Genomic DNA, 12,174 nt, shown 5'->3' with positions numbered 1-12,174 from the left:
AATGTGTATTTAATCAATGGTGTGCGCCGTGATCCGCTTCGCCACCTGCAAGTGCGAAGAGTTCTTCAACTGCGGGTAGCTTTTCGTGGGCATATGCCCTCAACGGTTTAACGGTATTCCGCTCTGCGCGACCAAGCTGTTCCAAGATCGCCCCTTGCTCGTGCTGCACATGTGCAATATACGCTTCGCTGTTGAAACTTCCCAAGCTGTCGGTAGTAAAGTGATGCGGTACCGCAAACACCGGTGCCCCAGGATCAGGCAAGATGACGTAAAATGCCGTAGCAAGGTTTTCCAACTCGGGAATGGCTTCTTCATAAGTTGCGACCACATTCCCTGCCAGTTCCTTCGCTGCCGGTGAAGCCGGAGCGGATTGAACGTACTCGGCCAATTGCGTCTCGAATACCGCTTTTGTATATACAGACTTAAAGAACGTAAACCCTTCGGCGTCTACATCTGTTGCATTGCTATAGAGCTTGTTTCTACTTACTTCTTCACCGGCATGCCTTGAACACGAGCTCAGGCCCACAACCAACAACGATGCTACAACCCAGGAAATATGCTTAAAATTCATATGTTATATTTTTTTAAAAGGCTATTTAGCTGTTTATTTCATGCAACAAACATAGTTAAAAATGTGATGTCCATCAACAATTTTGTCATATCAAACACCTAATTAAGCCAAATTTCTACCGGCATTTACTACCCCGTAGATGGTCCGTGTCACCAGTTTGGAAAACACCTCGCTATCCTGTTCTCCCAGCCCGCCCTTTTGCAACTTTCTGATGGCATAATGCTGGATAATCAAAAGAGGCAATATAATTTTCTCACGCACCGCGATTGACTCCCGCTCTACGGGATAATTTTCCATTAACACCCTGCTTCCGCTCAGTTTTAACACGTACTGCTTGGTACGCTCGTACTCGCTGCGCATTTTTTTCCAGAAATCCCCGAAAACCTCATCGCTTTGGATGTAAGAAGTCAGATCAAAGTTTGATTTGGACATGGACATCATGCAGTTGTCAATGACCGTTTTGAACATCCCTGAGGTTTCATACAGCTCCTTCACCTGCTCCCATTTACCCGCTTCTTCAGCTTGCTTAAGGGCCGATCCCACACCGTAAAACCCAGGTATGTTCTGCTTCAGCTGGCTCCAAGCGGTAACAAAGCTAATTGCTCGCAGATCTTCCAAACGCAGTTCCTTATCCGAATTTCGCTTCACAGGTCTACTGCTGATATTTATCTGTGACAACAATTTAAGGGGACTGAACCGTTCGAGATATTTAAGAAACAAAGGGTCTTTCCGCAGTGCCAAAAACTGTTCATGGCTTACATGTGCCATGTATTCAATTAGTTGTTTTTTCTCTGTGGATAGCGTATCCCCATCTTTCTGACCGATGTGCGAAGTGAGCCCCGCATGAAGCAACTGCTCGATGTTATAGCGGGCGGTGTCTAATGATCCGTACTGGCTGCTGATGGTCTGCCCCTGTATGGTCAACTGGATATGGTCATTGGCAATCTCTTTTCCCATGGACGCATAGAAGCGTTGGGTCTTCCCTCCCCCACGTGCGGGTGGGCCGCCCCTGCCATCAAAAAACACCAAATCAACATCATATTGACGTGCAATGGTTGTCAACTCTATTTTTGCCTTGTAAATGGACCAATTGGCCATCAAGTATCCCCCGTCTTTCGTGCTGTCTGAAAAACCGAGCATGATGGTCTGCTTGTTTCCCCGACGTTTCAGGTGTGCCATGTAATAAGGATGGGTATATAGCGCCTGCATCACAGCTGCGGCACGGGTGAGATCATCCACGGTTTCAAATAGCGGCACAAAATCGATATGCAACGATTGGGGATCCCAATCGCTCCACAAAAACAATTCCATCAATGCCAAAATATCTGAAACCTGCTGGCAATTACTGATGATAAAGCGCTGGGCAGCGCGTTCACCACCAAACCGCTGGATCGCTTTAATTAGGCGGATGACACCAAGGGTATCCGCAACAAGGGCATGGGCATCTTCACCATGCAGCAAATCATGCGCCTCAAATTTAAACGCCCGTTGCTTGGCCTCTTCATCCAGTTGCTCGAACCCATCGGCAATGCCAATGGTTGTCGCATATTTCTCGCGAAAGTAAGCATGTGTTTGCCGGATGACACTGCTGTCTTGCCGGATATCCAATGTGGCGAAAAAGCAACCGAAGGTCTTTACTTTGCGAAGCAAGTCATCTACCAACTCTACGAACAACCCATCGTGATACTCGTTCAGTACACGCTTGATTTCTTTCAAGTTGTAAATGATTGCGGGCTTTTCATTTTCAGGGCTGTCCGAAGGGTTGAAGCTGTTTTCGTAAAACAGATCTTGCAGCACATCCATATATTTCTCAACGCCGGAGAATGTAATCCGCCTTCTGAGCATCCGGAAGTCCCGGTAATAACAGCGGAATAGAATGGTACGCAGCAAGAGCGCCACGCGCCGGGTACTGTCTACGGTTACATTGGGATTCCCGTCACGATCGCCGCCCGGCCAAAACCCCAGTTCAACCAATTGCTTATTCTCATCAATAGGAAAGTCAAACTCATCGTCGATTTTCGATTGAATAGCCGACGCCACCGGATAAAACACGTTTTCAAGAAACCACACCAAGCTATTTGCTTCATCAACCGGTGTCGGTTTATTCTTCTTCATAAACGGTGTCTTGCCCAATTGCTGCAGCAGCAGGTGGATGTTGTGGATATCATTCTTCTTCAATGCTTCCGTCAAATCCGTGATAATCGCCAAAACAGGCCCCGGGTAGAACTGCGTGGGATGGGCTGTCAAAACCAGCCTTAATGAAAAATCATTCAATTTCTTAACCAGCTTGTCCCGAAGCTCTTTGTTGTTTTCCGTCTGCTTAAAAACTGAATCCAGTAAGCCCGCTTCATCCGAACGGCCGGTTTTGCGGAAAGCAGCATCTTCTACCGCGTCAAACAGCACCACTTGCCGCTCGATATATTGGATGATGCGGAAGAGCAAGTCTGTTCGATCCGACTCCCCCACATATTGTTCATACTGCCCGAAAAAACTTTCAATAATCGCTTCCGGATCGAGCTTTTCAGCAACGCCGCGTTCACAATGTGTGGTGAAAAAAGGCAGCAATGTGCCTGTATGTTTCACTTGGTAAAACGGCAATGTCATAAACAGGCTGTTGAACAACTCAAAGCGCATAAGCACTTCATTTTCAAAGGCTGCTTGTTTTTTACTTAATTTCATGCCACGGAAAAATAAAGAAACGAATATAGGATTTATTGCCTATTAACGGAAGGCTGTCAAATATATAAACATTCCGCTAAAAAATTCGTTATTTATTGAAATAATAACAATAATTTAAGCAAAAAATTAAAAATAAGACAATCGCCCAAGTCAACACCGATTAGCGTGTTCAAATCACCCCATTATCCATCGCAAACCGGTACAACGAGATTTTTGAATCGTCTAAGCCTAATTTTTTGATGATATTGCGCCGATGGGTCTGGATGGTAAACGTAGAAAGATACAATTTATCGGCTATTTCTTTGGAACTGTAATCGTTGCACACCATGCGGATGATCTCCACCTCGCGTTTGGTCAGTTTGTATTTTTTCAGGAATTCGTCAAAGTATGAAAAATCGTTTCCCATAGGTTGGTCAGGCTGGGAAAAATCAGGAAACGGCGATTCACCGGCCAACACATCTTGTATACGTTTGACCAGCAGATACAAATCTTCGGATTTAACCAAATAGCCATGCACACCCGCTTGTTTGCATTGCTCGGCAAGCTGGGAGGATAAGTAACTGGTAATGACAATGATTTTACAGGAGAGCTCAGTCCTATTCAACCTTTCCAACGTTTGTAATCCATCGACAGCAGGCATATTCAGATCCAGCAGTAGCACGTCGGCCTTCGCCAATAAGGGAGATCGCAGCAATGATTTTCCATCATTAAACGTAGCAATCACGTCAAACTGCCCATTTTTTTCTAAGATATCCCTGATGCCTTGTATAACTACCGGGTGGTCGTCGGCTATAATTACGCGTGTTTTCATGGTATGATAGACTGGTAGTGTTAGTATCGTTTCGCAATACTAACTTTTTTTTATAAATACCACAATTGTTTATTAGGCAAATTGAAAAGCAAGCAGCAACTTTGAGCTTCTAAAACAAACTTCCTAATGCGCCGAAGCCGTATCCAACGGCAATTCAATCAACACAAATGTTCCCTGATTTTGGCGGCCGTTGATTTCGATAACCCCATTAAAATATTCAATGTTACGTTTCAGCAGGTTGAGCCCCATCCCATTAGCCCCCGTAGCCATATCGAGCCCCTTGCCATTGTCTTCCACATAGATGGTGAGCGACCGCTCAAGTTCCACCAGCTGCACCAATACATGAGTGGCCTGTGCGTGTTTGATAATGTTATTAAGTACTTCTTGCAGGATACGGTATAAACCGAAGCGAAATTCATCGCTCCAATCATCCGCCCGATCCAGCCCTTCGATGACTTCTTCCACTTTAATTTTACCCGAAATATTCACGGCATTTATCAAATCAAGGATTGCTGGTTTAAGACCATATTTTTCCAAGGCTACCGGTACAAGCGAGTGGCTTATCGCTCTGACCGTCTCTCCCATATCGCCCAATAATTTCTTTGCTGTCTGGAGTTTCAGAACAGCCTCGCTGTCTTTGGCAAAAACATCTGCTTCAAGCTGATCGACATTGAGTTTGGCGATGGAAAGCAAGGCACCCACCTCGTCATGCAATTTATTGGCGATTTTTTTCCGTTCTTCCTCTTCCACTTTCCGTAGCGCCTGTGCCGTCGCTATCCGATGCGTTTGGGTAAGTTGCTGCAATTGGGATTGATGGCGTTCTTTGACTTGTTTGCGGCGGATCCAGAGGACACTTATTATGGCTATCAACGCCATGGCAATCAACACGCCAATAAGGAATAGCCTAAACTGATGATCACGCTGCTTTTCTCTTTCCAATGCCAGCTCAAGATCGCGTTTTTCCAATTCATATTTGGATTCAGCTTTTAGGAGAGCTACCCGTTCGTTCTCCGTAAAGCTATTCTTTTCGAGCATCAATACCTTTTTCAAGTAGGCAAATGCTTTCTCGTAATTTTTTTGATGACGATACAGTTCACTCAAATAGGTGTACAAATCCGAAAGCGCCCGTGTCGTCTTAGTCGTATCGATGCGATGCTGTGCATCAAGCAAGTAATGCTCAGCTTTGGCAAAATTACCACGGCTCATTTCGAGCTGGCCCAGATTGGCCAATGTGGTGCTGATTTCCGTGTCCGATCCCGCTTTTTTCCTTAGCGCCAATGCTTTCTCCATCATGATTTCCGCGGTATCCAGTCTATTCATATCAAACAAAAACTTTCCGTAGTTATGAAAAGCTAATGCTAAACCCCGGTTATCCGATGCACGACTAAAATTGGCAATTGCCTGCTCAAAAAACACCGGGACAGAATCCAACTCCTTTTTTTCAATATAAATGACGGCGAGGTTGGCAGCGTTAAGTCCGGATCCTTTATGGTTTTTGAAGGCCGAATTGATTTGCTGGCTTTTGCGCAAATAGGCTATGGCTTTGTCAAACTCCTTAGCGGCGCGGAAAACAATCGAAAGATTAGTAAATGATTGGCCCAGTCCCAAGCTATCATTTAGGTGCTCCTTTATTTTTACACTTCTAAGGTGCATCGTTACTGCTTCTTCATACCGCGATGTTTCGCTGAAGGTGTTGCCCAAATTCATATATAGTTGCGCTAATGCGCGATCTCGGCCGTTCTTTTCTGCCAACCGTATTCCTTCATTTAAGTACGTTGCTGATGCTTCAAATTTCCCAAGGATACGATTGGTGATGCCAAGTTGATTATAATAGGAAAGCAGGCGTTCTAAATCGCTGTCTTTATCGTTAAAGGTAAGTTCCAGTTCAAGCGCTTTCTCGTAGTTCGTTTTTGCCTCCAAGATATTTCCCGCAGCCACGGATTCCCGCCCCAGATTCCGGTATGCCAATACTTTTCCTTTGGCAAAATTTGCTTTTTCCGCCAGCGCCAAAGCTAACGAATCGTAATGCAGTGCCTTCTTGTAGTCCTTCTGTTGGTTATGGATGTTTCCTAATGCAATGTAGGCGTCGGTTGTTCCTTCTTCGTCATTTTCCTCGCGATAATGATCCAAAACGCTCGTCGCTTCCATGACGGCCTGCTCATAATTACTGGCAGGTCGTTGTACCGCCCGCTCAAGCAACAGCCGCCAATGTACATTGGTATTCTTCTCTTTTTGTAAAAGCTCGTTCAAGCTATCAACAACGCTTTTTGTACCATTCGTTTGACCGACACTTAGGTTAAAAACAACATGGGTTAAAACAAAAACGAACGCAATTTTTTTGAAAACGGACATAGGAGATTCAAGAGATTAGTAAGTTGCACCTTACAGCTATATTTTTGCGTAATAATAAGACTTTGCGAAGACAAAATCAATTACCTACAAAAAGGCCGCGCCACTAAAGGCGCGCACCTTCTTGAATGTTATAACGTGTTAAAGGAATACGATTTATTGCCGCAAAAAGTTATCACTGGAATTGTACGCCCAGCCTCACTTGAAAAATCCCCATCGGCATTTTCTGCTCAAAAATGCCACCATCCTCTGTCCCCGCTCCGTCAGACACATAGTAGTACGACTTGGTATTAAAGGAACCAGACTCATAGCCCAATGTAAGCGTACCTTTCTTGTAACGTAGATTGACACCAAAATCGCCTTTCCAACCAAATAAAATGGGATTGTCACTATAAAAACTAAATTCTGTATAATTTCCGCTGCCATCTTCAATATAAAAATCCGGTGCCTCAAAAGACGATACCACGGTAGGTGCAAACTTGGCAAAGACGTCAGCATAAACGTCTTCGAATACATTGAACGAAACCACTGGGCCGAATTTCACGGCAATGGTCGTCAGGTCGTACTTGCCCGACCCCGATGAGCTCGGTAAGGCGGGCCATTCAAACGCATTATAGCCCAGCGAAAGGAAGGTCGCATCCAGCCCCACCTTGAATAGATCATGAATGGGATCTTCGTGAAAGAAAAAATACCTTCCCAATTCAAAATTGAACCCGGTGCTGGCCTGCATTCCCCCATTCTTCCCCATATTTTCATAAACTGGGATAGCAGGGTCGAATTTGTTTTTGAGGTGTCCTTGGGGAAGGTTGATTCCAATCCTGAGGTAGAATTTACCAAAATCAGATTCATCGTAATAGCCCTGGCCTGCTACCGAAGCTTGTTGGGCATAAGCCTGGCCAAGCGCAAACACCAGATAGGCTGCGATGCAACATTTAATGATTTTCATAGCTAGATGGTCGTTATCCTAAAAAAAGTTTGGTTAATTGACGCCCAATCGGCTTTGCAAGTCAGGCACCACATTTTCGTACGTGCGCAAAATGCGATCCCACCTGCGGAAAGACTCATCCGCGTTTACGCTGGTACCCGGGGGGGCGATTTCTGAGACCAGTTTCGCTTTGTATTCCAAGGGATCGGTGTTGCTGGTTTTGACGATCAAACGCGTACGTACCACGCCTGAATTAAATGATTTTGCAGACCAAGCGGTAGCCATATATCCTGTAGCCTTGTCCATAATGGCAATAACATCGAAAGAGCCGGTCACGATACGGTTGAGCAATATCCAGGATTCATCGTTGCTTCTGGACGGCCTGATATCAATATCTTGGTTGGCCAGATTTGTCACAAAAGAATTTTCATAGGCTTCATCCTTCGTCAATTGGATAAAATCGGTTTTGGGAATAATATTAATACCGTTGTTTTCATAGTTACGGATTTCGGTCACAAAACCTACCTTCTCCACACGTATATTTACCGTGGCATGCTTAGGGATCTTGATTTTGGCAGGGGCAGTCACTTGACTACCATCCACATACATACTCGATCCGCTCTCTGTGTTGATGGTGATGGTTCGGTTTTTGGCCTTTTGGCCATAAAGAGGCCATGTTGTTGCCGAAGTGATCGCTGCAATGATGGCGATAATGCATAGTAGCTGTTGTTTCATGGTAATTAAATTAAAATATTGACAGGCACAAACCTAATCAGCGGACAGGTACCCTCAAATACTCACTTGTCGGTATTTTTCAAAAAATTTTACCTGGCCAAAAGCGGCAAAATCTTTTGTGTATCTTTGCAGTTACCATCCTGCTGTGCATGAACAAGGCGAAAGAAATCCAGAATTTTTTATACAGCCAGTATTTTACAGATGGCTTGCGCATTACATTCGGCACGATAATTCCAGCCTTGGTTTTCTCCTGGTTTGGCAATCTCCAGTTGGGCATCACCGTTTCATTGGGCGCGATGGTCGTGGGCTTATCCGATACACCCGGTCCACCAAGCCATCGTAGGAACGGCATGCTGATATGCACGGCTGCGGTGCTGATTTCAGCACTTATCACCAACCTGGTCAATGGTATACCGTGGCTACTTACCTTGGTCATTATCCTGTTGAGCTTCTTTTTTTCGATGTTTGCCGTGTATGGCGCCCGCGCATCATCTGTGGGTACACTGGGCATCCTCATCATGGTGCTGAATATCGATGCCGCAGACCATACCTCACTGGATGTCATCGTACATATTGCTTATATTTTAGCAGGCTGTATTTGGTACATGCTGCTAAGCTTATCACTCTATCAGGTAAGGCCTTACCGGCAAGCCCAGCAGGAGCTGGCGGAATCTATCCATAATGTAGCGGACTATATCCGTATTAAAGCCAGGTTCTATGATACCAAATCAGATACCGAAAAAAATTACCGCGACCTGATTGAGCAGCAAATTGTGGTGAGCGAGCACCAGGATAATGTACGTGACCAACTGTTCCGGAGCAAGAAAATCATCAAAGACACCACCAAAATCGGTCGGCTGCTCATTCTGATTTTCACCGATGTTGTCGACCTATTCGAACAGAGCATGGCTACCCACTATGACTATAATTCCATCCGGGAACAGTTTGGAGCCACTGGGATATTACAGCATTTCAACTTGACGATACAGCGAATAAGCAATGAATTGGATCACCTTGCTTATCAAGTCAATGCAAACAAAAGGCCAAGAGCGTTATACAACTTCAAAACCGATTTGGAACGAATACGAACGGCGATTGACAAGGTGGAAAAAACCCATCAAATCAACACGCTTGCCTTGAAAAAAGTCCTGATAAACATACGTAGCCTTATCCAACGCATCAATAACATCTACGGATATTTTGAAATGGAGCCCAAAAACTCCTTCAAGAAGGAAGAGCCGGATCATAGCCGCTTTGTTGAACATAAAGAAATTGATTTAAAACAGCTGCGCGAAAACCTGACATTGAAATCTACCCTGTTCAGACATGCGGTACGGATGGCTGCCGTCATGGGCATCGGCTATTTGCTATCGTTGGCCATCAATGTGGGCAACCACAGCTATTGGATACTGCTGACCATCATGGTCATCCTCAAACCCGGATTCAGCCTGACCAAACAACGGAATTTCCAACGGCTCATCGGCACTATCATTGGTGGCATCGGCGGTGCGCTCATCCTGATATTGGTCAAGGATGAAACTTCACTTTTCATTCTCCTGCTACTATTCATGGTGGCCACCTATAGCCTCATCCGCATCAATTATATTGTCAGCGTCATGTTTATGACGCCTTATATTCTCATCATGTTCAGTTTCCTTGATATGAATACCTTGTCTATTCTCAGGGAACGCATCATTGATACGCTCATCGGATCGGGACTAGCCTTCTTTTCCAACTATGTTGTATTGCCCAATTGGGAAAGCACGCAGGTACATGGCACTATGCGCAAATTGCTCATCGCCAACTATAATTACATTGCGCAAGCATTGAAAATCATCGCCGGCCAATCCTTGAGCGTGACCGACTATAAGCTGGCTCGGAAAGAAGTATACATCACCACGGCCAATATGGCCTCCGCATTCCAGCGGATGATCACCGAACCCAAAAGCAAGCAAAAGGACGCAAAGGAAGTGAATAAATTCGTCGTTTTTAATCACATCCTTTCCTCCTATTCTGTCACGTTGCTCAACAACGTCATGGGGGCTGATAATGCGTCCCTTACGGGTGAGCACGTGCGTGTCATCCGGAAAACCCTGTTCCTGCTGGCACAAACCATCAGGCTCTTCGAACCGGAAGATGAAGAAGACGAGTTTAAGGAAATAGAACGAAGCACACCTTCCGATCTTGATAATAACAATATTGACTCTGAAGAATCCCGGTTGATTACCGAACAGCTTCATTTCCTGAATCGGATTGTCATTGATTTAAACAAGACCTGCGAGCGGCTGATGAACCAGCTCCAGCCTGAAAACGTCAATTCGCCGTAAAATCCAACGTTAGTTGCTGTTTTGAACCGGCTGTCTTGTATCTTTGTGCCACATGGAACTTCCTTCAACACAGTACGACTTACTCATTATCGGTGGCGGCCCTATTGGGCTGGCTTGTGGCCTTGCGGCCCAGGAAGCGGGGCTGACCTACCTCATCGTCGAAAAGGGATGCCTGGTCAATTCCCTATATCATTATCCCCAGCATATGACATTCTTTTCCACGTCAGAGCGCTTGGAAATAGGCGACGTACCGTTCGTTTCTACCAATCCAAAGCCCAAACGTGCAGAAGCCTTGGAATATTACCGGCGCATACAGCAGAAATTTACGTTGAACATTCATTTATTTGAGGAGGTGACCATGGTACGCCAGCAAGACCCTGGATTTGGAATCACCACATCAAAATCAACATATCACTCCCGGTATGTGGTTGTTGCCACAGGGTTTTATGATATCCCTTGCCTGATGGATATTCCGGGAGAAGACCTACCCAAAGTGAGCCATTATTACAACGACCCTCACTACTATGCCGGGCAAAAAGTGGTCGTCGTAGGTGCCAGCAATTCGTCGGTCGATGCAGCGTTGGAAACTTATCGCAAAGGTGCGGACGTCACGCTTGTGGTGCGCAAGGAAAGCATCGGTCCCCGGGTCAAATACTGGGTTCGCCCCGATATGGAAAACCGCATTGCTGCGGGTGAAGTAAGGGCATTATTCAACAGCAGGCTGACGGCAATACGGCCCACGGAAGTAGATATCCAGACGCCGGATGGCCTCATTACCCTTGAAAATGATTTCGTGCTGGCGCTCACTGGCTACCAACCTAACTTTACTTTTTTGGAAAAGATAGGCATTACATTGGCCGAAGACGCATCGCGGGAACCCTATCACAATCCGGAGACGATGGAAACCAACATTCCCGGTCTTTTTCTCGCCGGAGTCGTATGCGGGGGCATGAATACACACCTTTGGTTTATCGAAAACTCCCGCGTACATGCCACGCAGGTGGTCAAGCGGATTTTAGCGATGGAAAAATCCGAACAGTAGCCGTACGGTATTGACTCAGTGGCTTGGTGCCTTTTCTACCTCCAGCCCTTTCAAAAATATGGTTGCCATTTTCTTCTGCAAGTTCAATATCCGGTCAAATTCTTCTTTTGTAGGAAACAACATGCCATTGAGGTCTTTCAGGATGCTAAACCGCATGCCCACCAACGCGAATAACATGATTTCTGCGGTCTCCTCGACATGCTCGACATATAACTGGCCGGTATCGACGCCTTTTTGCAATATTTTGCTGATAATCGTTATTTCCTTTACCTTAGACTCCGCCATCACACAGGCCATCTCATCAGGCATCTGCTGTACTGCGGATATGGAATGCTCCAACAAATTATAATATTTGGTTATGAATGCAATTCGCCTATCCAATATAAACATCACGGCTTCCTGGCAATTGCCAATCGTGGCTAACGCCTCCTCGATTTCTTCAAACGATTGATTGATCACATGCTCCAATACAGCCGCATACAAGGTGTTTTTATCGGGAAAATAATAATAGAGTAAAGCCTTGGAAAATGAAAGATCCTGGGCGATTTCTGACATGGTAGTTTTCGCCAAACCGAAATGGGCAAACCGGCGGGTGGCTGCTTCTAATATCTGCGTGCGCTTTTTATCTGCATTAATCATACAATCAATTTAACGATGCTGTCAGGTCAATCACTTATATTTGGTCGCTGAAGTTAATACGCTAAAGGTACACATTTGTTTGAATAATTGAAAACT

The 12,174-nt window shown here is 45.3% G+C and carries 9 protein-coding genes; 2 read left to right on the top strand and 7 right to left on the bottom strand.

Annotated elements, in window-relative coordinates:
• Positions 1–13: 13 nt before the first annotated feature.
• The 6 genes from BMW65_RS22245 to BMW65_RS22220 form a co-directional block, all read right to left on the bottom strand.
• Complete coding sequence (locus tag BMW65_RS22245; RefSeq protein WP_090609043.1) at positions 14–571, bottom strand: hypothetical protein; 558 nt, start codon at positions 569–571, stop codon at positions 14–16.
• Between the two features lie 102 nt (positions 572–673).
• Positions 674–3,250, bottom strand: coding sequence for a phosphoenolpyruvate carboxylase (locus tag BMW65_RS22240; protein WP_090609041.1), 2,577 nt, complete (start codon positions 3,248–3,250; stop codon positions 674–676).
• Between the two features lie 169 nt (positions 3,251–3,419).
• Positions 3,420–4,061: a response regulator transcription factor gene (locus tag BMW65_RS22235; RefSeq protein WP_090609039.1), complete on the bottom strand. Its 642-nt coding sequence runs from the start codon at positions 4,059–4,061 to the stop codon at positions 3,420–3,422.
• A gap of 123 nt (positions 4,062–4,184) precedes the next feature.
• On the bottom strand, positions 4,185–6,311 hold the full coding sequence (locus BMW65_RS22230; protein WP_177181265.1) for an ATP-binding protein: 2,127 nt from the start codon (positions 6,309–6,311) through the stop codon (positions 4,185–4,187).
• A 274-nt stretch (positions 6,312–6,585) separates the two neighbouring features.
• The gene (locus tag BMW65_RS22225; RefSeq protein ID WP_090609036.1) at positions 6,586–7,356 is read right to left on the bottom strand and encodes a hypothetical protein; all 771 of its coding nucleotides are present in this window, start codon (positions 7,354–7,356) and stop codon (positions 6,586–6,588) included.
• 33 nt (positions 7,357–7,389) lie between these two features.
• Positions 7,390–8,070 (bottom strand): hypothetical protein, encoded by a 681-nt coding sequence (locus BMW65_RS22220; RefSeq protein WP_090609035.1) that lies wholly within the window; start codon positions 8,068–8,070, stop codon positions 7,390–7,392.
• A gap of 149 nt (positions 8,071–8,219) precedes the next feature.
• Here BMW65_RS22220 and BMW65_RS22215 point away from each other — a divergent pair, with 149 nt between their 5' ends.
• Both BMW65_RS22215 and BMW65_RS22210 read left to right on the top strand, forming a co-directional pair.
• On the top strand, positions 8,220–10,397 hold the full coding sequence (locus BMW65_RS22215; RefSeq protein WP_090609034.1) for an FUSC family membrane protein: 2,178 nt from the start codon (positions 8,220–8,222) through the stop codon (positions 10,395–10,397).
• 52 nt (positions 10,398–10,449) lie between these two features.
• Positions 10,450–11,439: a YpdA family putative bacillithiol disulfide reductase gene (locus tag BMW65_RS22210; RefSeq protein WP_090609032.1), complete on the top strand. Its 990-nt coding sequence runs from the start codon at positions 10,450–10,452 to the stop codon at positions 11,437–11,439.
• 15 nt (positions 11,440–11,454) lie between these two features.
• Here BMW65_RS22210 and BMW65_RS22205 read toward each other — a convergent pair whose 3' ends face one another.
• Positions 11,455–12,078, bottom strand: a complete 624-nt coding sequence (locus BMW65_RS22205) for a TetR/AcrR family transcriptional regulator (protein WP_090609030.1) — start codon at positions 12,076–12,078, stop codon at positions 11,455–11,457.
• Between the last annotated feature and the right edge of the window lie 96 nt (positions 12,079–12,174).

It is taken from the genome of Parapedobacter koreensis, from assembly GCF_900109365.1.
Classification (GTDB): Bacteria; Bacteroidota; Bacteroidia; order Sphingobacteriales; family Sphingobacteriaceae; genus Parapedobacter; species Parapedobacter koreensis.
This window is presented reverse-complemented; position numbering and strand designations above follow the sequence as displayed.